This is a genomic window from Geodermatophilus sp. SYSU D00705, from assembly GCF_054050135.1.
Genome location: NZ_JBJGYT010000004.1, coordinates 204,112 through 226,678 on the forward strand (window position 1 = coordinate 204,112; position 22,567 = coordinate 226,678).

22 protein-coding genes and 1 tRNA gene are annotated in these 22,567 nt (G+C 74.2%); 8 read left to right on the forward strand and 15 right to left on the reverse strand.

Annotated features, from left to right (window positions below; all coding sequences use genetic code 11):
* Window positions 1-4 precede the first annotated feature (4 nt).
* The 14 genes from atpB to argS form a co-directional block, all read right to left on the reverse strand.
* Window positions 5-835, reverse strand: a complete 831-nt coding sequence (atpB, locus tag ACI78Q_RS05190) for a F0F1 ATP synthase subunit A (RefSeq protein WP_456922252.1) — start codon at window positions 833-835, stop codon at window positions 5-7.
* Window positions 832-1,056 (reverse strand): hypothetical protein, encoded by a 225-nt coding sequence (locus tag ACI78Q_RS05195; RefSeq protein WP_456922253.1) that lies wholly within the window; start codon window positions 1,054-1,056, stop codon window positions 832-834. Before ACI78Q_RS05195 ends, atpB begins: the two co-directional genes overlap by 4 nt.
* A gap of 119 nt (window positions 1,057-1,175) precedes the next feature.
* Window positions 1,176-1,652 (reverse strand): hypothetical protein, encoded by a 477-nt coding sequence (locus ACI78Q_RS05200; RefSeq protein ID WP_456922254.1) that lies wholly within the window; start codon window positions 1,650-1,652, stop codon window positions 1,176-1,178.
* The gene (locus ACI78Q_RS05205; RefSeq protein ID WP_456922255.1) at window positions 1,649-2,914 is read right to left on the reverse strand and encodes a glycosyltransferase family 4 protein; all 1,266 of its coding nucleotides are present in this window, start codon (window positions 2,912-2,914) and stop codon (window positions 1,649-1,651) included. Before ACI78Q_RS05205 ends, ACI78Q_RS05200 begins: the two co-directional genes overlap by 4 nt.
* 184 nt (window positions 2,915-3,098) lie before the next feature.
* On the reverse strand, window positions 3,099-3,755 hold the full coding sequence (locus tag ACI78Q_RS05210) for an L-threonylcarbamoyladenylate synthase (protein WP_456922256.1): 657 nt from the start codon (window positions 3,753-3,755) through the stop codon (window positions 3,099-3,101).
* A gap of 14 nt (window positions 3,756-3,769) precedes the next feature.
* Complete coding sequence (gene prmC, locus ACI78Q_RS05215) at window positions 3,770-4,630, reverse strand: peptide chain release factor N(5)-glutamine methyltransferase (RefSeq protein WP_456922309.1); 861 nt, start codon at window positions 4,628-4,630, stop codon at window positions 3,770-3,772.
* Window positions 4,627-5,706: a peptide chain release factor 1 gene (prfA, locus tag ACI78Q_RS05220; RefSeq protein ID WP_456922257.1), complete on the reverse strand. Its 1,080-nt coding sequence runs from the start codon at window positions 5,704-5,706 to the stop codon at window positions 4,627-4,629. The genes prmC and prfA overlap by 4 nt, the downstream gene beginning before the upstream one ends.
* A 108-nt stretch (window positions 5,707-5,814) precedes the next feature.
* A complete protein-coding gene (gene rpmE / locus ACI78Q_RS05225) occupies window positions 5,815-6,033 on the reverse strand; it encodes a 50S ribosomal protein L31 (RefSeq protein ID WP_456922258.1) in 219 nt (72 codons plus the stop codon).
* A 152-nt stretch (window positions 6,034-6,185) separates the two neighbouring features.
* Window positions 6,186-8,366 (reverse strand): transcription termination factor Rho, encoded by a 2,181-nt coding sequence (gene rho / locus ACI78Q_RS05230; protein ID WP_456922259.1) that lies wholly within the window; start codon window positions 8,364-8,366, stop codon window positions 6,186-6,188.
* Window positions 8,367-8,615: 249 nt separating this feature from the next.
* Window positions 8,616-9,566 carry a homoserine kinase gene (thrB, locus tag ACI78Q_RS05235; protein ID WP_456922260.1) on the reverse strand — a complete coding sequence of 317 codons (951 nt, stop codon included), beginning with the start codon at window positions 9,564-9,566 and terminating at the stop codon, window positions 8,616-8,618.
* On the reverse strand, window positions 9,563-10,648 hold the full coding sequence (thrC, locus tag ACI78Q_RS05240) for a threonine synthase (RefSeq protein ID WP_456922261.1): 1,086 nt from the start codon (window positions 10,646-10,648) through the stop codon (window positions 9,563-9,565). The genes thrB and thrC overlap by 4 nt, the downstream gene beginning before the upstream one ends.
* Window positions 10,645-11,940, reverse strand: a complete 1,296-nt coding sequence (locus ACI78Q_RS05245) for a homoserine dehydrogenase (protein ID WP_456922262.1) — start codon at window positions 11,938-11,940, stop codon at window positions 10,645-10,647. The genes thrC and ACI78Q_RS05245 overlap by 4 nt, the downstream gene beginning before the upstream one ends.
* Window positions 11,937-13,430 carry a diaminopimelate decarboxylase gene (gene lysA / locus ACI78Q_RS05250; RefSeq protein ID WP_456922263.1) on the reverse strand — a complete coding sequence of 498 codons (1,494 nt, stop codon included), beginning with the start codon at window positions 13,428-13,430 and terminating at the stop codon, window positions 11,937-11,939. The genes ACI78Q_RS05245 and lysA overlap by 4 nt, the downstream gene beginning before the upstream one ends.
* Window positions 13,427-15,088, reverse strand: a complete 1,662-nt coding sequence (gene argS, locus ACI78Q_RS05255) for an arginine--tRNA ligase (RefSeq protein WP_456922264.1) — start codon at window positions 15,086-15,088, stop codon at window positions 13,427-13,429. The genes lysA and argS overlap by 4 nt, the downstream gene beginning before the upstream one ends.
* Window positions 15,089-15,317: 229 nt before the next feature.
* Here argS and ACI78Q_RS05260 point away from each other — a divergent pair, with 229 nt between their 5' ends.
* The 3 genes from ACI78Q_RS05260 (at window position 15,318) to ACI78Q_RS05270 (ending at window position 16,900) form a co-directional block, all read left to right on the forward strand.
* Complete coding sequence (locus tag ACI78Q_RS05260) at window positions 15,318-16,112, forward strand: DUF3105 domain-containing protein (RefSeq protein WP_456922265.1); 795 nt, start codon at window positions 15,318-15,320, stop codon at window positions 16,110-16,112.
* Window positions 16,109-16,771 (forward strand): DUF305 domain-containing protein, encoded by a 663-nt coding sequence (locus ACI78Q_RS05265; protein ID WP_456922266.1) that lies wholly within the window; start codon window positions 16,109-16,111, stop codon window positions 16,769-16,771. Before ACI78Q_RS05260 ends, ACI78Q_RS05265 begins: the two co-directional genes overlap by 4 nt.
* Before the next feature lie 57 nt (window positions 16,772-16,828).
* Window positions 16,829-16,900: transfer RNA gene (locus ACI78Q_RS05270), tRNA-Arg, on the forward strand.
* Between the two features lie 67 nt (window positions 16,901-16,967).
* Here ACI78Q_RS05270 and ACI78Q_RS05275 read toward each other — a convergent pair.
* On the reverse strand, window positions 16,968-17,738 hold the full coding sequence (locus ACI78Q_RS05275) for an SDR family NAD(P)-dependent oxidoreductase (RefSeq protein ID WP_456922267.1): 771 nt from the start codon (window positions 17,736-17,738) through the stop codon (window positions 16,968-16,970).
* A gap of 154 nt (window positions 17,739-17,892) precedes the next feature.
* On the opposite strand from ACI78Q_RS05275, the gene ACI78Q_RS05280 reads away from it, so the two are divergent.
* The 5 genes from ACI78Q_RS05280 to ACI78Q_RS05300 are packed head-to-tail and all read left to right on the forward strand — an operon-like array spanning window position 17,893 to window position 22,559.
* Window positions 17,893-19,392, forward strand: coding sequence for a long-chain-fatty-acid--CoA ligase (locus ACI78Q_RS05280; RefSeq protein WP_456922268.1), 1,500 nt, complete (start codon window positions 17,893-17,895; stop codon window positions 19,390-19,392).
* A complete protein-coding gene (locus tag ACI78Q_RS05285; RefSeq protein ID WP_456922269.1) occupies window positions 19,389-20,588 on the forward strand; it encodes an acyl-CoA dehydrogenase family protein in 1,200 nt (399 codons plus the stop codon). The genes ACI78Q_RS05280 and ACI78Q_RS05285 overlap by 4 nt, the downstream gene beginning before the upstream one ends.
* Before the next feature lie 21 nt (window positions 20,589-20,609).
* Window positions 20,610-20,996 carry a hypothetical protein gene (locus ACI78Q_RS05290; RefSeq protein WP_456922270.1) on the forward strand — a complete coding sequence of 129 codons (387 nt, stop codon included), beginning with the start codon at window positions 20,610-20,612 and terminating at the stop codon, window positions 20,994-20,996.
* On the forward strand, window positions 20,917-22,011 hold the full coding sequence (locus tag ACI78Q_RS05295; protein ID WP_456922271.1) for an alpha/beta fold hydrolase: 1,095 nt from the start codon (window positions 20,917-20,919) through the stop codon (window positions 22,009-22,011). The genes ACI78Q_RS05290 and ACI78Q_RS05295 overlap by 80 nt, the downstream gene beginning before the upstream one ends.
* Entirely contained in the window at window positions 22,008-22,559 is a 552-nt protein-coding gene (locus tag ACI78Q_RS05300) for an N-acetyltransferase family protein (RefSeq protein ID WP_456922272.1), read from the forward strand. The genes ACI78Q_RS05295 and ACI78Q_RS05300 overlap by 4 nt, the downstream gene beginning before the upstream one ends.
* Window positions 22,560-22,567 lie beyond the last annotated feature (8 nt).

Here is a 22,567-nt window from a genome sequence, read left to right on the forward strand (position 1 = left end):
GCGGTCAGTGGGCAGGCTCGACGGCGCCGTTGAGGTAGGTCGCCGTGAGGATGGTGAAGACGTAGGCCTGCAGGACGATCACGAGGACCTCGAAGAAGGTCATGACGATCGCCATGAGGAACGAGAGCGGGCTGAAGATCACCGAGAAGTTGCCCACGAAGAGCAGGTAGGTCGCGCCCAGCGAGAAGACGACCAGCAGCATGTGGCCGGCGAACATGTTCGCGAAGAGTCGGACGGCGAGGGTGAACGGCCGGATCACGAAGACCTGCAGCAGTTCGATCGGCGTCACGAGGATCAGCGCGCCGACCGGCACACCCGGCGGGATGGCGGCGTCCTTGAAGTACTTGGCCGCGCCCTGCTCACGGATGCCGACCCAGTTGTAGAGCACCCAGACGATCACCGCGAGGACCAGCGGGATCGCGAACTTGGAGTTCGGGGAGATCTGCGCGAACGGGATGATGCTCATCGCGTTGTTCGCGAGGATGAAGAAGAACAGCGACGCGAGGAACGGCGCGAACGGCAGGCCCTTGGGGCCGATGACGTCGCGGGCCATGCCGTCGCGGACGAGGGAGTAGCCGCTCTCGCCGAGGTACTGCAGCTTGCCCGGCACGATGGAGGGCTTGCGCACCGCCGCGACCAGCAGGGCCGTGATCGCCAGGGTGGCGATCCAGAGGATGATCGTGATGCGGGTGATCTCGAAGTCGATGCCCAGCAGGGAGAACGAGGCGATCGGCTCCGGGTAGAACTCCTCGATGCTCGGAGCCTGGAAGCCGGTGTCCTCGCCACCTTCGGCTGCGGCGAGCACGTCTGCGAGCGCGAGGGCGCTGGAGGTCACCGTTGTCCCTTCTGCGTCCTGGGTGGGCTGCGTCGCCCGCCCCGGGTGGAGCCGGTGCGCCCGGCCCCCTCGGCCGGGGGCACGGCGCCGTACTTGACGACCACCAGGTAGATGGCCACCGTGAGACCGAGGAGCACGCCGATCAGGGCGATGAAGTTGGTGCCCAGCCAGCGGTCGAGCAGCAGCCCGGCCCCGCCCCACACGATCATCCCGGACAGCATGGTCCCGGTGATCCCCCAGCCGATGTCGGCCCCACTGGGGTGACGTTCGGCGGGCGGTGCAGGTCGGGGCCGAGAGACCCCGCGAGCGGAGCTGTCCTCGGCCATCGGCCCGGACACTATCAGCCGCGTGTCGGGGCGCCTCCCGGTGCACTGGAGATACGCCCGGACGTGGGTGGCGCGGGGGGCTGGACGTAGTACAGACGGCGGGTCCAGACCCACCTCTGCTGGACGACGCTCCACAGCAGCGCGCCCACGACGACGACCCATGCGAAGGTGCGCCGGTCGAGCCAGCCCTCGGCCGGCAGCGACTGCAGGACCGCGGCCAGGACCACGATCTTCACGAGGAACGAGCCCATCGCGGCGGGCAGCGTGAAGGCGTCGCCGTGCCGGCCGGCCCACGCGATGACCAGCCCGGACAGCGCGAAGAAGGCGGTGACCACGGCGGCACCGAGCAGCACCGCCAGTGCGTCGTCCCACCCGCCGAGCAGCCCGGCGACGGGGGCGGCGACGACGGTGAGCGCCGCGGTGACCGCCGTCCCCACCCGGAGGAAGGAGAGGTCCCAGGGGGCCTCCCGCTGAGGGTCGGTGCCGGTCATCGGACTCCCTGCCCCGCCCCGGCGGCATGCGGGGACGGCTCGTCGGCCACGTCGGGGCGGCCGGAGGTGGTCGAGGTGGCGGCGCGGGAGGCCCGCGCCGTCGGGTGGTCGGCGCGGCTGCGCCGGCGTTGGGCCGCGAGCTCCGCGGCGCGGGCCTCCCGCGCGGCTCGGCGGGCCCGGGGGCTGAGGACGACGACGACGCCCACGACCAGCAGGACGCCGATCGCGACGAGCAGCTCGGCCCGGCCCCCGGTGATCGACAGCGCGACCGCGCCGAAGGACAGCAGCGCCGCCCAGAAGTACATGACGAGCACCGCACGCCGGTGCGAGTGGCCGATCGCCAGCAGCCGGTGGTGCAGGTGCATCTTGTCCGGCGAGAACGGCGACTGGCCCCGCAGGCTGCGGCGGATCACGGCCAGGACCAGGTCGATGAACGGGATGGCCAGGACGGCGACCGGCACGAGCAGCGGCAGCGCCAGCGGCAGCAGGTTGGCCGCGGAGTCGAACGACTGCGGGTCCACCCGGCCGGTCGCCGTGACCGCGGCCGCCGACAGCATGAGGCCGACCAGCATCGACCCGGAGTCGCCCATGAAGATGCGCGCCGGGCTGAAGTTGTGCGGCAGGAAGCCCAGGCACGCCCCGGCCAGGACGGCGGTGATGAGGGCCGGGGCGCTGGCCACCTCGTCGTAGCCCACCAGGCCGAGGTTGTAGCTGTAGGCGAAGAAGGCCAGCGCGGCCACGGCCGAGACACCCGCGGCCAGCCCGTCGAGGCCGTCGATGAAGTTCAGCGCGTTCACGGTGAGGACGGTCAGCAGGATCGTCAGCGGGACCCCGATGGAGGGGCCCAGCGACAGCGTCCCGATGTCGGCGACCGGCAGGAACACGAACGCCAGCTGCACGCCGAGCAGCACCATGACGCCGGCCGCGGCGATCTGGCCGGTGAGCTTCGTGAGCGCGTCGAGGCCGAACTTGTCGTCGAGCACGCCGAGCGCACAGATCAGCCCGCCGGCGGCCAGCACGGCGGCGGTCTGGGAGTCCTCGAAGGTCCTCTGCAGCGCGGGAAGCCGGGTGGCGACCAGGATCGCGGCCGCGACGCCCAGGTACATGGCGACCCCTCCCCCGCGCGGGGTCGGGATGACGTGCACGTCGCGCTCGCGCGGGGCGGCCATCATCCGCAGCCGGATCGCCGCCATCCGCACCACCGGGGTGGCCAGGAAGGTGACCAGCCCCGCGGTGAGCAGGACGACGACGTACTCGCGCATCGGTCAGGCGGGTCCGGGAGCGGCGACGCCCGTCCGGCCGGCGGAGGAGCCGCAGGAGGTCGTGCTCATCGCGGCGGATCTCCCGGGGCTCGGCGACGGACGGTCGCCCAACGGTATCTCTCCGGCCTGCCCACCACCGGCACCCGCGTGCCCCGTGGCCCGTCCGCGGCGGACGGGTCCTCCCTCAGTCGGCCAGGTCGGGCACGACCTCGCGCAGCCGGTCGAGCGGGACGGCGCCGATGCGGAGCACGCGGGGCACGGGGGCGGTGCAGTCGACGATCGTGCTGGGGGCGGAGTCCGCACGGGGACCACCGTCGAGGACCACGGCCGCGCGGGTGCCCAGCTGGGCGACCGCCTCGTCGGCGGTGGTGGCGGCCGGCCGGCCGGAGCGGTTGGCGCTGGACACCGCCAGGGGCCCGGTGCGGCGCAGCAGGTCGCGGGCGACCTCGTCGTCGGGCAGGCGGACGGCGACGGTCCCCTCGGCGTCCCCGAGGTCCCAGGCCAGGGACGGCGCGTGCTCGAGGACGAGGGTGAGCCCCCCGGGCCAGAACGCCTCCGCGAGCTTCTGGGCGGCCTCGGGGACGGTGAGCACCAGGCCGGCCAGGGTCGACGCCTCCCCGACGAGGACCGGGACCGGCATCGTGCGCCCCCGGTTCTTCGCGGCGAGCAGGGCCATCACCGCCGACGGGTCGAACGCGTCGGCGGCCACGCCGTAGACGGTGTCGGTGGGCAGCAGCACCAGCTCGCCGCGCCCGATCGCCGCCGCGGCGGCGTCCAGCCCGGCAGTGCGGGCGTCGGGGTCGGAGCAGTCGTAGGTCGCCGGGGTCGAAGGTGAGGCCACGAGTCCGCAGTCTGTCATCCCGCCGTGCGGCGGGCGGTGGTGAACCGGGGGCGGCCGGCGAGGTCGCCGTGGTCGGCGACGTCGTCGAAGCCGCCCTGCGCGCGGACCAGCGCGGGCAGCGCACTCCCCTGCTGGTCGGCGTGCTCGATGCCCAGGTGGCCACCGGGCCGCAGCAGCCGCGCGGCGGTGCGCAGCAGGCCGCGGACGACGTCGAGCCCGTCGGGGCCGCCCCACAGCGCCAGCGGCGGGTCGTGGTCGGCGACCTCGCGCGGCACGCGGGCGTCGTCGGGCACGTACGGCGGGTTGGAGACGACGAGGTCGACGCGCCCGTCCAGGTCGGTCAGCAGCTGCGGGGAGGTCATGTCGCCCCCGAGCACCTCGACCGGGGGGTCCCCGGCGGCGGCCCGGGCGGCGGCGTTGTGGCGGGTCCACTCGATGGCGCCGGCGTCGCGCTCGACGGCGAGGACGCGGGCGGTGCGGTGCTCGTGGGCGATGGACAGCGCGATGGCGCCCGAGCCGGCGCCGAGGTCGACGACGAGGGGCTCCACGACACCGGCCAGTCGCCCGAGGGCCCACTCGACCAGCAGCTCGGTCTCCGGCCGCGGGACGAACACCCCCGGACCGACGGCGAGCTCCAGGTGCCGGAACGGGGCGCGGCCGGTCAGGTGCTGCAGCGGCACCCGGCTGGCGCGCAGGTCCAGCAGCCCGTCGAACCGGGTCGCCGCGTCGTCCGGGACCGCGTCGAGGGTCAGCAGGCCGGTGCGGGGAACGCCGACGACGTGGGCCAGCAGCAGTTCGGCGTCCACCCGCGGGGACTCGACGCCGGCGTCGGCCAGCCGGCGGGCGGCGTCGGCCAGGAGGCTGCGCGCGTTCAGGAGCCGGCCGCCAGCAGCTCGGCGGTGTGCGCGCGGGTCAGCGCGTCGATGACCGGGTCGAGCTCGCCGTCGAGCACGGCGTCGAGGTTGTGCGCCTTGAAGCCCACGCGGTGGTCGGAGATCCGGTTCTCCGGGAAGTTGTAGGTGCGCACCCGCTCGCTGCGGTCGACGGTGCGGACCTGGCTGCGCCGCTGGTCGCTGGCCGCGGCGGCGGCCTCCTCGCGGGCGGCGGCCAGCAGCCGGGAGCGCAGGATGCGCAGCGCCGACTCGCGGTTCTGCAGCTGGCTCTTCTCGTTCTGGCAGCTGACCACGATGCCGGTGGGCAGGTGGGTGATCCGGACGGCGGAGTCGGTGGTGTTCACGCTCTGCCCGCCGGGACCGGACGAGCGGAAGACGTCGATGCGCAGGTCGTTCGGGTCGACGGTGACGTCGACCTCCTCGGCCTCGGGCAGCACGAGGACGCCGGCCGCGGAGGTGTGGATGCGGCCCTGGCTCTCGGTGACCGGCACCCGCTGCACCCGGTGCACACCGCCCTCGAACTTCAGCCGCGACCAGATCCCGTCGTCCGTGCGGGACTTGATGGCGACCGACACGTCCTTGAACCCGCCCAGGTCGGCGTCGACGGCGTCGATGACCTCGGCCGACCAGCCGCGGCGCTCGGCGTAGCGCAGGTACATGCGCAGCAGGTCGCCGGCGAACAGCGCCGACTCCGCACCGCCCTCCCCCGCCTTGATCTCGAGGATGACGTCCTTGTCGTCGTCGGGGTCCTTGGGCAGCAGCTGCTCGCGCAGCCGCTCCTCCAGCTCGACGATCCGCTGCTCCAGCGCCGTCGCCTCCGCGGCGAACGAGGCGTCCTCGGCGGCCAGCTCACGGGCGGCGGTGAGGTCCTCGCGGGCGGCGTCCAGCCCGCGCTTGGTCTCGACCAGGGGCGCCAACTGGGCGTAGCGGCGGCCGAGCCGGCGGGCGCGGCCGGCGTCGGCGTGGACGGCGGGATCGGCCAGCTCGATCTCCAGGGCGGCGTGCTCGGCGAGCAGACCGGACAGACGGTCGGGCGCGGTCTCGGGAGGGCTGCTCAACGGGGTGGCTCCGGGAGGGGGCGGTCCCCGCGGGGACCGGCGGGAGTGGGGCTGGACACGACGACGGCGCCCGCCCCACACGAGGTGGGACGGGCGCCGTCGGGGGTGCTACTTGCCGGCGGTGCGCTTGCCGAACCGCTTCTCGAAGCGGGCGACGCGGCCACCGGTGTCCAGGATCCGCTGCTTGCCCGTGTAGAAGGGGTGGCAGGCGGAGCAGGTCTCGACGGTCAGCGTGCCGCCGGGCGCCGTGCTGCGGGTGGTGAAGGTGTTCCCGCAGCCACAGGTCACCGTGGTGGTGTGGTAGTCGGGGTGGATTCCGGGCTTCATCTCGCCTCTTCCGGGGTCTGTGCCGTACTGGTCTGTCGAACGCCGGCGGCCGGCCGGGCATTCCGGCCGCGCAGCGGGGCTCAGTCGCTCAGTATCCCTGATGCGCGAGCCCCGCCGGCGGCCGCCCCGTCGTGGGAGGACGGGGCCCTCGTTCAGTCGCGCTCGGGTCCCAGCGTCGTCTTCTGGATCTGCATGAGGAACTCGATGTTGTTCCGCGTCTTCTTGAGCTTGTCCAGCAGCAGCTCGAGGGCCTGCTGGGGCTCGAGCGCGGCGAGCACCCGGCGCAGCTTGATGACGATGGCCAGCTCGTCGGGCGACATGAGGATCTCCTCCTTGCGCGTGCCCGACGCGTTGACGTCGACGGCCGGGAAGACCCGCTTGTCCGCCAGGCGGCGGTCGAGCTTGATCTCCGCGTTACCGGTGCCCTTGAACTCCTCGAAGATGACCGTGTCCATCGTGGACCCGGTCTCCACCAGCGCGGAGGCGATGATGGTCAGCGAGCCGCCGTTCTCGATGTTGCGGGCGGCACCGAGGAAACGCTTGGGCGGGTAGAGCGCCGTGGAGTCGACACCACCGGAGAGGATGCGCCCGCTGGCGGGGGCCGCCAGGTTGTAGGCGCGGCCCAGGCGGGTGATCGAGTCCAGCAGCACGACGACGTCGTGGCCCATCTCGACCAGGCGCTTGGCCCGCTCGATGGACAGCTCCGCGACCGTGGTGTGGTCCGACGGCGGCCGGTCGAAGGTCGAGGCGATGACCTCGCCCTTCACCGAGCGCTGCATGTCGGTGACCTCCTCGGGCCGCTCGTCGACGAGGACGACCATGAGGTGGCACTCGGGGTTGTTCGTCGTGATCGCGTTCGCGAGCGACTGCAGCACCATGGTCTTGCCCGCCTTCGGCGGGCTGACGATCAGCGCGCGCTGCCCCTTGCCGATCGGCATGACCAGGTCGATGACCCGGGTGGTCAGCTGGTGCGGCTCGGTCTCCAGCCGCAGGCGCTCCTGCGGGTAGAGCGGGGTCAGCTTGGTGAACTCCGGACGCTGCCGGGCCTGCTCGGGCTCCAGGCCGTTGACGGTGTCCAGCCGGACCAGCGCGTTGTACTTGTCCTTGCGCTCGCCCTCGCGCGGCTGGCGGACGGCGCCGGTGATGGCGTCACCGCGGCGCAGGCCGTAGCGGCGCACCTGCGACAGCGACACGTAGACGTCGTTCGGGCCGGTCAGGTAGCCCGACGTCCGGACGAAGGCGTAGTTGTCGAGGACGTCGAGGATGCCGGCGACCGGCAGCAGGACGTCGTCCTCGCTGACGGTGGGCTCGCCCTGGTCGAAACGCTCGCGGCCGTTGGCGCCGCGGCGGTTGCGGTCCCGGTAGCGACGCCCGCGGCGGCCGCGGCCGCCCTCGAAGTCGTCGTCGTCCTCGTCGTTGCGGTCGTCGGCACGGCCGCGGTTGTCGTTGCGGTTGTCCGGCCGGCCGCCCCGGTCGTTGCGCTCGGCGCGGTCGGGGCCACGGTTGCCGTCGCGGTTCTCGCGGTTGCCGCGCTCGGCACGCTCGCCGCCCTCGCGGTTGCCGTCGCGGTTCTCGCGGTTGCCGCGCTCGGCACGGTCGCCGCCCTCGCGGTTGCCGCCGTCGCGGTCGCCGCGGTTGCGGTTGCCGCGCTCGCCGCGGTCGCGGTTGCGCTGCGGACGGTCCCCGTCGGCGCGCTCGCCGTCGGTCCGCTCGGGGGCGGGAGCAGCCGTCTCGGCAGCCGGCGCCTCGGCGCGCGGCTCGACCGCCGGGGCCGGGGCCTCGGTCGCCGGGGCCTCGGTCGCCGAGGCCTCCGTGGCCGGGGCCGCGGCGTCGACCGCGGGGGCACCCGCGGGCCGGCTGGCCGCGCGACGCCGCCGCGGGGCGGGCTCGGCCGGGGTGTCGGCCGGCGCGGTCACCGGACCGCTGTTGGCCCCGCCGCTGACCGGCGCCTCGAGCGGCGCGGCCGTGGCGGCGACGCCGCGGGCGGCGTCGGCGCCCTGGGGGCTCTCGGTGGCCCTGCTCTCGGGGGACGCGGCGCGCTCGGTGCCGCGGGCCGTGGGGATGCCGGTGGTCCGGCCCTCGGCCGACGCGGCGGGGCCGCTGCCCTCGCCGCCGACCTGGCGGGCGGAGATGGCGGCGACCAGGTCGCCCTTGCGCATCCGGCCGGTGCCGGAGATGCCGAGCTCGGCCGCCAGCCGCTGCAACTCGGGCAGCAGCATGCCGGACAGCCCGCTGCCGCGGCGACGGGTCCGGCCCGCCGTCCCAGAAGCGGCAGATGCCTCGTCGGTCCCGGCACCCTGGGGCGCGGCGACGAGGTCGGTGGTCTCGCTCACGTACAGGTCCTTCCCTGCGGAGACCTGCGCCTACCAGCGCAGGGGGTGACCCGGTTCCCCCTCGGTCCGGCCCGGGAGCGGGACAGCACGGAGAACGGGATCGATGAGGTGCGAGGCGGAATCTGCGGCGACGGAATGGATTTCGTCTGCAACGCCCCGCGCGAGGCTCGCCCCTGAGGGCGGCTACGCCGTGAGCCTAAACCGCGCTCACGGACACGACAACACTGGTGAGTACCGGTGTGTTCCTCGTTACCGAGACGATACCTGAACGGGCCGGTCCAGGACGGCGGCGCCACCTGCGTCGACGTCCAACGGCAGCACCGACCACCCCGATGGGGTGAGATCGGCCACCTCCCGCACGGCGACCGGCTCCTCCGCCGTCTCACCGGGGGCGCGGCGGGCCAGCACGCAGACGCTGGGCCCGGCGCCGGAGACGACGGCCGCGTGCCCGGCGGAGCGCAGCCGCTCCAGCAGCGTGAGGGTGTCGGGCATGGCCGCGGCGCGCTGGCGCTGGTGCAGGCGGTCGTCGGTCGCGTCGAGCAGCAGGTGCGGCGCGGTGGTCAGCGCGTGGGTGAGCAGGGCCGCCCGGGAGGCGTTGAACACCGCGTCCCCGTGCGGCACGAGCTCGGGCAGGAGGCTGCGGGCCACGTGCGTCGAGAGCGTCACCTGCGGCACGAGGACGACGGGCACGACGTCGGCGTGCACCGCCAGCCGCTCGGCCCGCGCCCCGCTGGGCGTCGTCCACGACAGCGTCGCCCCGCCCAGCAGGCACGGCGCGACGTTGTCGGGGTGGCCCTCCATCTCGGTGGCCAGGTCGAGGGCTGCGGCGAGGTCGACCGACTCGGCGTCCGGGCACAGCGCCCAGGCCCCGACGATGCCGGCGACGACGGCGGCCGCCGAGGACCCCATCCCCCGGCCCTGCGGGATGGTGTTCTCCGCGACCACGCGCAGACCCGCGGGCCGCCAGCCGAGCCGCTCGCAGGCCGCGCGGAACGCCCGGACGACGAGGTGCGACTCGTCGGCGGGCAGGCTGTGCGCACCCTCGCCGGTCATGACGACCTCCAGCCCGCCCGCGGTGCAGGTGAAGTCGAGGACGTCGTGGCGCGCCAGCGCCAGGCCGGCGCAGTCGAACGCCGGGCCCAGGTTGGCGCTGGTCGCGGGGACGCGCACCCGCACCGAGGCGTCGGCCGGTGCGCTCACAGGCCCAGCTGCGCCGCCGCGACGGCCGCGTCGACCGGGACGGTCACCGGCGCCGGGGCACCGGAGATGGCCCACTCCGGGTCCTTGAGGCCGTTGCCGGTCACCGTGCAGACCACCCGCTGGCCGGGCTCCAGCCCGCCGGCCTGCGCCACCTTGAGCAGCCCGGCGACCGACGCGGCCGACGCCGGCTCGACGAAGACGGCCTCGGTGCGGGCCAGCAGCCGGTAGGCGGCGAGGATCTCTCGGTCGGTGACGCTGTCGATGAGCCCGCCGGAGTCGTCACGGGCGGCCAGGGCCTTGGTCCACGACGCCGGGTTCCCGATGCGGATGGCGGTGGCGATGGTCTGCGGGTGCTCGACGACCCGGCCGGTGACGATCGGCGCCGCGCCGGCGGCCTGGAAGCCCCACATCCGGGGCCGCTTCGTGGCGGTGCCGTCGTCGGCGTACTCCCGGTAGCCCTGCCAGTAGGCGGTGATGTTGCCGGCGTTGCCGACCGGCAGGCAGTGGATGTCCGGGGCGTCGCCGAGCACGTCGACGATCTCGAACGAGGCGGTCTTCTGCCCCTCGATGCGGTGCTGGTTGACGCTGTTGACCAGGCTGACGGGGTAGTCGATCGCCAGCTTGCTGGCCAGCGCCAGGCAGTCGTCGAAGTTGCCGTCGACCTGCAGCAGTTTGGCGCCGTGCACGAGAGCCTGGGCCAGCTTGCCGAGCGCGATCTTGCCCTGGGGCACGAGGACGGCGCAGACCAGCCCGGCGCGGGCGGCGTAGGCGGCGGCGCTGGCGCTGGTGTTGCCGGTGGAGGCGCAGATGACCGCCTGCGAGCCCTCCTCGACGGCCTTGGTGATGGCCATCGTCATCCCGCGGTCCTTGAACGACCCGGTCGGGTTGGCGCCCTCGACCTTGAGGAAGACCTCGCAGCCGGTGCGCCGGGACAGCTCCTGCGCCGGGACCAGCGGGGTCGCGCCCTCCTGCAGCGTCACGACCGGGGTGGTGTCGCTGACCGGCAGCCGCGAGCGGTAGGCCTCGATCAGGCCCGGCCACAGCGGCGACACGGTGCCCCGGACGGGCAGCTGGGTCGTCATGAGAGTCCCTCCACACGCAGGATGCTGGTCACGCCGCGGACCGCGGGCATCTCCCGCAGCGCGGTCACCGTCGCCGACAGTGCGGCGTCCGGGGCGCTGTGGGTGACGATGACCAGCGTGGCGGCGTCGCCGTGCCCGTCCTGGCGGACGGTGGCGATGCTGACGCCGTGGCGGGCGAACTCCTGCGCCACCGTCGCGAGCACGCCGGGCTTGTCCGCGACGTCGAGGCTGACGTGGTAGCGGGTCGGGGTCTCGGCGATCGGCCGCGCGGGCAGGCCCGCGTAGGTGGTCACCCCGGGCCCGGCCACGCCGGCGACGCGGTTGCGCGCGACGGCCACCAGGTCGCCGAGGACGGCGCTGGCGGTGGCGTCGCCGCCGGCCCCCTGGCCGTAGAACATCAGCTGGCCGGCGGCCTCGGCCTCCACGAACACGGCGTTGAACGCCCCGCCGACGGCGGCCAGCGGGTGCGTCGTCGGGATCATCGCCGGGTGCACGCGGACGGCGACCGAGTCGCCGCCGTCCCCCGGCACCCGCTCGCAGATGGCCAGCAGCTTCACCGTGCAGCCGATCTCCGCGGCGCGGGCGACGTCGGTCGCGGTGACCGTGGAGATCCCCTCGCGGTGGACGTCGGCGGCGGTGACCTCGGTGTGGAAGGCCAGCGAGGCGAGGATGGCGGCCTTCGCGGCGGCGTCGAACCCGTCGACGTCGGCGGTGGGGTCGGCCTCGGCGTAGCCGAGCTCGGTCGCCTCGGCCAGCGCCTCGGTGAAGCCGTGCCCGGTCTCGGCCATGCGGGACAGGATGTAGTTCGTCGTCCCGTTGACGATGCCGACCACGCGGCGCAGCTGGTCACCGGCCAGGGACTCGCGCAGCGGGCGCAGCAGCGGGATCGCGCCGGCCACCGCGGCCTCGTAGTAGAGGTCGACGCCGGCCTTGGCGGCGGCGGCGTGCAGCTCGACGCCGTCGTCGGCGAGCAGCGCCTTGTTGGCGCTGACCACCGACTTGCCCGCCTCGAAGGCGGCCAGCAGCAGGGAACGCACCGGCTCGATGCCGCCGATCACCTCGACGACGAGGTCGACGTCGGGCCGGGTCACCAGCCCGTGCCCGTCGGTGGTGAGCAGGTGCGCCGGGACGTCGGGGTGCCGGTCGGGACGGCGCACGGCGACCCCGGCGACCTCGACCGGCCGGCCGATGCGGGCGGCGAGGTCCTCGGCCTGGTCCTCCAGCCGGCGGAGCACGGCGCTGCCGACGGTGCCGCAGCCGAGGAGGGCGACCCGCAGGGGCGTGGTGGTCACGAGGTCACCCCCGCCGGGTGCTCGGGCGCGGGCTGGTCGATCGCCGGCGAGGGCGCGGGCACGTCGGCGAGGACGGCGTCGAGGGCGAACACGTCCGACAGTGTCTGACGCCGGACCACCTCCGTGGCGACGCCGTCCCGCACGGCGACCACCGGGGGCTTGAGCAGGTAGTTGTAGTTGCTGGCCATCGACCAGCAGTACGCGCCGGTGGCGGCGACGGCCAGCAGGTCGCCGGGCTGCACGTCCGAGGGCAGCCACAGGTCGCGGACCAGGACGTCGCCGCTCTCGCAGTGCTTGCCCACCACCCGGCACAGCGCGGGCGGGGCGGTGGAGACGCGGTTGGCGAGCACGCAGGTGTAGGCGGCGTCGTAGAGGGCGGTGCGGATGTTGTCGCTCATCCCGCCGTCGACGGAGACGTAGTTGCGCACCAGCGGCGCGCCCGGGGTGCCGCTGGCGCCCAGCCGCACGGGCTTGATGGTGCCGATCTCGTAGAGGGTGACCGTGCCCGGCCCCGCGATGGCCCGGCCTGGCTCGACGGCCAGCCGCGGCACGGGCAGCCCGGCCATGGCGCACTCGGCCTCGACCACGGCGCGCAGCCGCCGCGCGACGTCGGCGGGGCTGACCGGGTCGTCCTCGGCGAGGTAGGCGATCCCGAAGCCGCCGCCGAGGTTGAGCTCCTCGAGGACGTGCCCGGTGGCCTGGTGCACCTGCCCCATCAGCCCGACGACGCGGTGCGCCGCGGCCTCGAAGCCGGCGGTGTCGAAGATCTGCGAGCCGATGTGGCTGTGCAGGCCGGTCAGCCGCAGCGCGGGTTCGCGGATCACCCGCACGGCGGCGGTCAGCGCGTCGCCGGTGGCCAGCGAGAAACCGAACTTCTGGTCCTCGTGCGCGGTGGCGATGAACTCGTGGGTGTGCGCCTCGATGCCGACGGTGGACCGGATGAGCACCGGCACCGGCGCGCCGCCGGCGGCCACGCGCGCGGCCGCGAGCGGGACCAGCCGCTCGATCTCGTCGAAGGAGTCGAGGACGACGTGCCCGATGCCGGAGTCGACGGCCAACTGCAGCTCGACGACGGACTTGTTGTTGCCGTGCAGCGCGATCCGCTCGGCCGGGAACCCGGCGGCCAGGGCGAGGGCCAGCTCGTTGCCGGAGCAGGCGTCCAGGTGCAGGCCGTCCGCGGCGATCCAGCGGGCCACCTGGCCGCAGAGGAACGCCTTGGAGGCGTAGTGGACGTCGGCGCCGTCGAAGGCCGCGGCGAAGTCGGCCGCCCGGCCCCGGAAGTCGCCCTCGTCGAGGACGAACAGCGGCGTGCCGTGCGCGCGGGCCAGCTCGGTGACCGGCCGGCCGCCCAGGTGCAGCTCGCCGTCGACGCGGGTCGCGGAGCGCGGCCACACCGCCGGCGCGAGCGCGCCGAGGTCCTCCGGCGGTGCGCCGGCCGCCGACGGCGGGGTCAGCCCGCCGTGCAGCGGGCCGGCGGGGTGCGCCCTCACATCCGCTCCGGGGCGGTCACGCCGAGGACGCCGAGGCCGTTGCGCAGGACGACGGCGGTCGCGGAGCACAGCCACAGCCGGGCGGTGGTCAGGGGCGTCGGCTCCTCGTCGCCGCGCGGCAGCACCCGGCAGTTGTCGTAGAACCGGTGGTAGGTGCCGGCCAGCTCCTCGAGGTAGCGCGCCACCCGGTGCGGCGCGCGCAGCTCGGCGGCCGAGGTCAGCACCCGCGGGAACTCCCCGATCGCCCGGAGCAGGTCGTTCTCCCGGTCGTGGGTCAGCTGCGCGGCGTCGACGTCCCCGGCCTCACCGAGTACCAGGCCGAGGTCGGCGGCGTTGCGCAGCACCGAGGAGATGCGGGCGTGCGCGTACTGCACGTAGAAGACCGGGTTGTCGTTGGTCTGCCGGCTCCACAGGTCGACGTCGATGTCGATCTGCTGGTCGACCGAGGCCCGGGCCAGGGCGTACCGGGCGGCGTCCACACCGATCGCGTCGACCAGGTCCGACAGCAGCACGATCGTGCCGGCGCGCTTGCTCATGCGCACCGGCTCGCCGCCCTGCAGCAGGTTGACCAGCTGGCCGATGAGGATCTCGAGGTGGGTGTCGGGGTCGTCCCCGGCGGCGGCCACCAGGGCCTTGTAGCGGCCGACGTACCCGGAGTGGTCGGCGCCCAGCATGATCACGACCCGGTCGAAGCCCCGGGCCCGCTTGTCCAGGTAGTAGGCGCAGTCGGAGGCGAAGTACGTCGTCTCGCCGTCGGCCTTGACCAGCACGCGGTCCTTGTCGTCGCCGAAGTCGGTGGTGCGCAGCCACACCGCGCCGTCGGCCTCGTAGACGTGCCCCTGGTCCCGCAGCCGCGCCAGCGCCTTCTCCACCGCACTGGTCTCGTACAGCGACTTCTCGCTGAACCAGACGTCGAAGTCGACCCCGAAGTCCTCCATGGACCGGCGGATCTCGTCGAGCATCAGCGCGACGCCGCGGTCGCGGAAGACCTGCAGCTGCTCGGCGTCGTCCCGCCCGAGGACGTCGGGCTCGAGCGCCTGCACCTGCGCGGCGATGTCGGCGATGTAGGTGCCGCCGTAGCCGTCCTCGGGGACCGGCTCGCCCCTCGCCGCGGCCAGCAGGCTGCGCGCGAAGCGGTCGATCTGCGCGCCGGCGTCGTTGATGTAGTACTCGCGCGTCACCTCGGCGCCGCTGGTCTCCAGCAGGCGGCCGATCGCGTCGCCGACCGCCGCCCACCGGCTGCCGCCGATGTGCACGGGCCCGGTCGGGTTGGCCGAGACGAACTCCAGGTCGAGGCGCTGACCGGCGAGGGCGTCGGTACGGCCGTAGGCCTCCCCCGCGCGCACCGCGTCGACGGCGATCCGGCCGAGCGCGCCCTGGGCGAGGGTGATGTTCAGGAAGCCGGGGCCGGCGATGTCGACCGACGCGATGCCCGCGGAGGCGCGCAGCTCCCCGGCGAGCACCTCGGCGACCTCGCGCGGCGGGCGGCCGGCGGGCTTGGCCAGTCGCAGGGCCACGTTGGTGGCGTAGTCGCCGTGCTCGGGGTTCTTCGGCCGCTCGACGAGGACGTCGGCGGGGACCTCGACCGACAGCGCGCCGCGCTCGACGGCGGCGGCCACGGCGGTCCGGACGACGTCGCGCAACTGCTCCGGTGTCACCGCACGAGCGTACTGACCGCCGCGGCGTGTCCCGGAGCCGTCCCTGCGGCGACCTGCGTCACCTCCGGCACGGGCCTCGCCTCACGGGGGACTGCCAGCTCCCAGCCCTAGACTGGCCTCCCGGGGAGGGGCACACGGCCCGATCCCCCGGGGCCGGTGTCCGGCGCGGGCGGTGCGCCCGGCCGGACGCATCGCGCGGTCCCCGAGGACCGAGCACGAGGAGCAGGCCGTGGCCAACGACCGCAAGCCCCAGGACGGCCGCGCGCGCGGCGGGTCCGGCAAGCCGGGTACCGGCGGCCGGCCGGGCGCCGGCGGCAAGGGCGGTCGCACCCGGCCCCCGGTGACCAATGTGGTCAGCCCGCAGCGTCCGTGGGGCCTGATCGCGGCGGCCGTGGCCGTCGTGGTGTTCGCCGCCGCCGTCATCACCTACGCGGTGGTGCAGGTGCGCGAGGCCGACGAGGCCCGGGTGGACTCGGTGGACGAGATCGCCGGCGTGCAGACCTTCGACTACGACGCCGGGCAGGAGCACGTCACCACGCCCGTGCAGTACGAGCAGTCCCCGCCGGTGGGCGGTCCGCACGACGGCGAGTGGGCCGACTGCACCGGCACCGTCTACGACGTCGACATCCGGCACGAGAACGCCGTCCACAGCATGGAGCACGGCGCGGTCTGGATCACCTACGACCCCGACGCCCTCTCCGCGGACGACGTCGCCACGCTGGCCGACGTGGCCGAGGAGTCCGGCCGGATGCTGTCGCCCTACGCCGGCCAGGACTCCGCGATCAGCCTGCAGTCGTGGAACCACCAGCTGAAGGTCGACTCGGTGACCGACCCGCGGATCGTGCAGTACGCCGACTTCATGACCTTCAACGCCGAGTTCTACCCCGAGGTGGGCGCGAGCTGCGAGAACCCGCAGTTCATCAGCGACCCGCTGACGGTGGACGACGGCAGCCGCGGCACCGAGGCCATGACGACCGACGCCCCGACCACTCCGGAGGCCGGGGCCGAGACCGGCACCCCGTGACCGCCGGCCCTGCCTCGCGGGGCCGGGGGCTGCGGAGCGCGCTGCTGGCGGTGATCGCCGTCGGGCTGGTGCTGCTGGGGGGCGGGGTGGCGGTCGCCCTGGGCATCGGCCGGGACGACACCCCGGCCACCCCCACGGCGGACTCCGTGGACGCCGGCTTCTCCCGCGACATGGCGCGCCACCACCTGCAGGGGGTGGAGATGGCCAACCTGGCCCTGGAGCGCAGCACCGACCCGGAGGTGCGGCAGCTGGCCTTCGACATCTCCGCGACGCAGACCAACCAGGTGGGGCGGATGCAGGGCTGGCTGTCGCTGTGGGGGCTGCCGCCGTCGGGCGGCGACACGATGGCCTGGATGGACGACCCGACGATGGCGCACGGCCACGACGCGGCGGGCGGGCTGATGCCCGGGATGGCCACGGAGGAGGAGCTGGCCGAGCTGCGCGGCCTGTCGGGCACCGCGTTCGACGTCCAGTTCCTGCGGCTGATGATCCGCCACCACCAGGGCGGCAGGGAGATGGCGGAGTACACCGCCGAGCACGCCACCGTGCCCGCCGTCGCGACGCTGGGCCGCTCGATCGCCGAGACCCAGACCGCCGAGGTGACGACGATGACGCGGATGCTCACCGCCCGCGGCGGCACCCCGCTGCCGGCTCCCTGAGAGCCGCCGTCGGCCGGTCCGGGGCGGGCTGGTAACTTCTTCCTCGCCCCACCGCGAGCCCCCGTAGCTCAGGGGATAGAGCACCGCCCTCCGGAGGCGGGTGCGCAGGTTCGAATCCTGCCGGGGGCACTCCAGCAGGACACGTCGAGGCCCTGCCGGCCCGGGAACCCCCGGTGCCGGCAGGGCCTCGGCCGTCTCAGCTGGTGAGCAGGCCGCCCTCGACCGGCAGCGTGGTGCCGGTGACGTAGCCGCCGGCGTCGCTGACCAGGAACACCAGCGCCGCGGCCAGCTCGTCGGGGTCGCCCTTGCGGCCGGCCAGCACGCGCGAGAGCTGGCCCTCGATGTAGCCCTCCGGGTACTGGTCGGTCATCTCCGACTCGAAGAAGCCCGGCGCCAGCGCGTTCACCCGGATGCCCCGGCGGCCGGTCCACTGCTGGGCGAGGTCCCGGGTCAGCCCGATCAGGCCGGCCTTGCTGGCCGCGTAGGCCGCCTGCGGCAGCCCCGCCGTCGTCAGGCCCAGGATGCTGGAGATGTTGACGATGGAGCTGCCCGGCTGCATGACCCGCGCGGCGGCCTGCGCCATCCAGTAGCAGCCGTTGAGGTTCACGTCGATGACCGACCGGAACTGCTCCGGGGTCTCGCGGGTGGCCGGGACGGCGGTGCCGACGCCGGCGTTGTTCACCAGGACGTCGACCCGCCCGAACTCGGCCATGGTGGCGTCGACGAGCCCCTGGCAGTCCTCGGGCAGGGCGACGTCGGTGCGCACGGTGATCGCCCGGCGTCCGGCAGCCTCGACCGCCTCCCGGGTGCCGGCGAGCCGGTCCTCGCGCCGGGCACCGAGGGCGACGTCGCAGCCGGCCTCGGCCAGCGCCCGGGCGAAGACGGCACCCAGCCCGGAGGACGCCCCCGTCACGATCGCCACCCGGCCGTCGAGCCGGAACATGTCGAGGATCGTCCTGCCGCTCACGTGCGCTCCCGTCGTCGGTGACCTTCCGGTCGCGAGCCTGTCGGTCGCAGCCCCGATGCGCCACCTCGCCGGGGGTGTGGGGTAGACCACATCCCAGCCGGGTAGGGGCCCTCCCCCATGCCGAGCACCCGGCCCCAGGAGAGGGAGCCCGCCGATGACCAACCTCGCGCAGCACCTGCTCGACACGGCCTCGGCGCACGGCGACCGCACCGCCCTGCGCATGGACGACGCCGTCCTCACCTACGCGCAGTTCCGCGACGACGCCGCCGCGGTCGCCGCCGGCCTGCGCGACCGCGGGGTGGCACCGGGCGACCGCGTCGGGCTGGTCCTGCCCAACGTGCTGAGCTTCCCGGTCGTCTTCTACGGGGCGCTCCTGGCCGGCGCCGCCGTCGTCCCGATGAACCCGCTGCTCAAGGCCCGGGAGGTCGAGTACTACCTGCGCGACTCCGGCGCCCGGCTGGTCGTCGCCCTGGACTCCGTCGCCGACGCCGCGACCGAGGCCGCGGGCGTCGTCGGGATCGAGGCGGTGACGGTCGGGCCGGCCGGCCCCGGGGAGGCGCTGCGCGGCACCCCGGACGGCGACGTGGTCGACCGGGGCGACGACGACGCGGCGGTCATCCTCTACACCTCGGGCACCACCGGGCCGCCCAAGGGCGCCGAGCTCACCCACGCCAACCTGCGCGGCAACGCCCGCACCACGCAGGAGACGCTGCTGGAGGGCACGCCGGACGACGTCGTCATGGGCTGCCTGCCGCTGTTCCACGTCTTCGGGCTGACCTGCGCGCTCAACGCCGCCGTCCTGGCCGGGTCGTGCCTGACCCTGCTGCCGCGGTTCGACGGCGCGAAGGCGCTGCAGGTGATCGGGCGGGACCGGGTGACGGTGTTCGAGGGCGTGCCGACGATGTTCGCCGCGATGCTGCACTCCCCCGACGCCGGCCACGCCGACGTCTCCAGCCTGCGGGTGTGCATCTCCGGCGGGTCCGCGATGCCGGTCGAGGTGATGCGCAGCTTCGAGGAGACCTTCGGCTGCATCGTGCTCGAGGGGTACGGGCTGTCGGAGACCTCGCCGGTGGCGTCGTTCAACCACCCGCACGCCGAGCGCAAGCCGGGCACGATCGGCACCCCGATCCGCGGCGTGGAGATGCGCCTGGTCGACGACGAGGGCCGCGACGTCCGCGAGGGGGACGTCGGGGAGATCGCGATCCGCGGCGAGAACGTCATGAAGGGCTACTGGAACCGGCCCGAGGAGACCGCGAAGGCCATCCCCGACGGCTGGTTTCGCACCGGCGACCTCGCCCGCCGGGACGCCGACGGCTACTACGCCATCGTCGACCGCAAGAAGGAGATGATCATCCGCGGCGGCTACAACGTGTACCCGCGGGAGATCGAGGAGGCGCTCTACGAGCACCCGGCGGTCGCCGAGGCCGCGTGCGTCGGCGTCCCGCACCCCGAGCTGGGTGAGGAGGTGGCCGCCGCCGTCGCGCTCAAGCCGGGCGCGCAGGCCGACCCCGCCGAGCTGCAGGCCTGGGTGAAGGAGCGGGTCGCCGCCTACAAGTACCCGCGGCACGTCTGGCTGGTCGAGACCCTGCCCAAGGGCCCGACCGGCAAGATCCTGCGCCGCGCCGTCGAGGTCCCCCAGGAGGTCGTGAAGTGACGCAGCAGCTGGACACCAGCCACCTGGGCGAGGCCCTGGGCACCGACTTCTTCTCGGTGCGCGAGCAGTTCACCGAGGAGCAGTGGGAGAAGTTCATCACCGTCCGCCGGTTCGTCGACCGCGAGGTGCTGCCGGTCGCCGGGGACTACTGGGAGCGCGCCGAGGTGCCGTGGCCGCTGATCCGCCGGCTGCCCGAGCTCGGCATCGTCGGCGGCAGCATCAAGGGCTACGGCGCGGCGGAGTTGAGCCCGATGGCCGCCGGGCTGGTGCAGATGGAGCTGCACCGCGGCGACGGCAGCCTGGGCACGTTCGTCGGCGTGCACGCCGGCCTGGCCATGCAGTCGATCGACATGTGCGGCTCGGAGGAGCAGAAGGCCCGCTGGCTGCCGAGGATGTCGACGCTGGAGAAGACCGGCGCGTTCGCGCTGACCGAGCCCCAGCACGGCTCGGACTCCGTCGCCCTGGAGACCACCGCCCGCCGCGAGGGCGACACCTGGGTGATCGACGGCGCCAAGCGGTGGATCGGCAACGGCTCGCTGGCCGACCTGGTCGTCGTGTGGGCGCGGGACGCGGCCGACGGCCAGGTCAAGGGCTTCGTCGTCGAGACGCCCGCCGACGGGTACGAGGCGACGGTCATCACGGGGAAGGTGTCGCTGCGGTCGATCTGGCAGGCCCAGATCGAGCTGCGTGGCGTCCGGGTGCCCGAGGAGAACCGGCTGCAGGAGGCGCACAGCTTCGCCGACACGGGGCGGATCCTGGCCACCACCCGCGGCGCCTGCGCGTGGATGGCGCTGGGCCACGCGACCGCCGGCTACGAGGCCGCGCTGACCTATGCCAAGGAGCGCCGGCAGTTCGGCAAGCCGCTGGTCAGCTTCCAGATCATCCAGGAGCGGCTGGTGCGGATGCTCGCCGACCTCACCGGCATGCAGCTCTACTGCATGCAGATCGGCCGGCTGGCCGAGGCGGGGCGGCTCTCCCCCACCGTCGCCGGGCTGGCCAAGATGCACAACACCCGGACGGCGCGGCACATCCTCGCCGAGGCCCGCGACATGCTCGGTGGCAACGGCATCCTGCTGCAGAACCACGTCATCCGGCACATGGCCGACATCGAGGCGATCCACACCTTCGAGGGCACGGAGACGGTGCAGACCCTCATCGTCGGCCGCGACATCACCGGCGTCGGCGCCTTCACCTGAGCCACCCACCGGGGAGGAACCGTGGCCGACGCCCGACCGCCACTGTGGCGGCAGGCCTTCGACGCCGCCGAGCGGCGGGTGACCCCGCGCGCCGAGGAGTTCGTCCGCAGCGACGCCTTCTCCATCGGCGCCGCGCTGCTGCGCCGGGCCACCACCGTGGCCCGGGGCTCCGCGCGCGGGGCCACCACCCGCTTCTGGCACCTGCTGGACCTGCCGGCCGGCACCGACGTCAGCCGGCTGCGCGCGCAGGTCGGTGCGCTGGACCGGGAGGTCCGGCGGCTGACCCTGCAGCTGGAGGCGGAGAGACGCCGCCCGTCCGAGGAGAGCCATGCCGACAGTGCCGAGCCCGCAGACGGTCCTCGACCGCGTCCGGCGGGACGTCGAACGCAACGCCCTCCGCGCCCGTAACGGGCTCAAGCTGGTCGGCGGGCTGGACCGGCCCGGCGTCGGGCTGACCCCCAAGGACGTCGTCTGGCAGCGCGGCCGCACCCAGCTGTGGCACTACCGCAACGAGGACGTGCGGTACTCCCCGCCGCTGCTGATCGTGTTCAGCCTGGTCAGCCGCAGCTACGTCCTCGACCTGACGCCGGGCAACAGCTTCGTGGAGCACCTGCTGGCCGCGGGCTTCGACGTCTACCTGCTCGACTGGGGCGAGCCCGACGAGCGCGACGCGGCCAACACGCTGGAGGACTACGTCGACGACTACATCCCCGCCGGCATCGAGCGGGTGCGGCAGGTCTCCGGCGCCGACGAGGTGACGATGGTCGGCTACTGCTTCGGCGGCGACCTCGCCCTGCTGCACGCCGCGCACTCCCCCGACTCCCCGCTGCGCAGCCTCACCGTGCTGGCCACCCCGGTGGACTTCCGGCACATGGGCCCGCTGGCCGACCTGTTCCGGGTCGGTGGCCTGGAGGTCTCCTCGGTGCTCGACGCCTCCGGCAACGTGCCGCCGCAGGTGGTGCTGCGGGGCTTCCGCGCGCTGACCCCCACCTCGGAGGTGACCCGGTACGTGACGCTGTGGGAGCGGCTCTGGAACGACGAGTACGTCGCCGCGTACCAGGCGATGACCAGCTGGTCGGACGACCACGTGCCCTTCCCGGGCGCCGCGGCGGAGGAGACGGTGCGGATGCTGGTGCGCGACAACGGGATGGTCACCGACCGGCTCACCGTCGGCGGCGACCGCGTCCACCTCTCCGACGTCCGCGTGCCGTTCCTGACCGTGCGCGCCGACCGCGACCACATCGTGCCGCCCGAGGCGACCGCGCCGCTGATCGGCCTGGTCGGCTCCCCCGACAAGCACGAGCTGCGGCTGGCGGCCGGGCACATGGGCCTCGTCGTCGGCCGGACGGCGGCCCGGACGACGGTGCCGACGATCATCGACTTCCTCCGCCGGCGCAGCGAACCCGTGGGGGCCGCGCGGTGACCGAGGTCGTGGAGCTCTCCGACGCGCACTGCGACGCGCTGCTGCGGTTCTTCGGCGGCCTGCCCGAGGGCGACCGCACGTTCATCCGGGAAGAGGTCACCGACCCCGACGTCGTCCGCGGGTGGGCGGCCGGCGGGACCCCCGGCGTCCGGCGCTGGGTCGCCCTGGACGCCGACGCGGCGGTGACCGGCTACGTGGCGGTGCTGCGACTGCCGGGCTGGTCCGACCACGTCGGGGAGGTGCGCCTGGTCGTCGCGCCGGACAGCCGCGGCACCGGGCTCGGCCGCGCCCTGGCCCGGCACGCGCTGGCCCAGGCCGTCGAGTCCGGGGCCACCAAGCTGGTCGTGGAGGTCGTCGCCGAGCAGGGCGCGGCGCTGGCGCTCTTCACCGACCTGGGCTTCAGCGGGGAGGCGCTGCTGGTCGACCACATCCGGGACCGCGACGGGCAGCTGCGCGACCTGCTGGTGCTGGCCCACCACGTCCGCGACACCTGGGCGGGCATGGATGCCGTCGGCCTGACCGACACCCTCGGGGACGGCGCGCCCTGAGCCGGCCG

Coding starts and splice junctions, on each gene's coding strand:
- ACI78Q_RS05195 (WP_456922253.1), bottom strand. CDS start 1,056: ATGCTGTCCGGGATGATCGTGTGGGGCGGGGCCGGGCTGCTGCTCGAC.
- ACI78Q_RS05200 (WP_456922254.1), bottom strand. CDS start 1,652: ATGACCGGCACCGACCCTCAGCGGGAGGCCCCCTGGGACCTCTCCTTC.
- ACI78Q_RS05205 (WP_456922255.1), bottom strand. CDS start 2,914: ATGCGCGAGTACGTCGTCGTCCTGCTCACCGCGGGGCTGGTCACCTTC.
- rpmE (WP_456922258.1), bottom strand. CDS start 6,033: ATGAAGCCCGGAATCCACCCCGACTACCACACCACCACGGTGACCTGT.
- thrC (WP_456922261.1), bottom strand. CDS start 10,648: ATGACGACCCAGCTGCCCGTCCGGGGCACCGTGTCGCCGCTGTGGCCG.
- ACI78Q_RS05280 (WP_456922268.1), top strand. CDS start 17,893: ATGACCAACCTCGCGCAGCACCTGCTCGACACGGCCTCGGCGCACGGC.
- ACI78Q_RS05295 (WP_456922271.1), top strand. CDS start 20,917: ATGCCGACAGTGCCGAGCCCGCAGACGGTCCTCGACCGCGTCCGGCGG.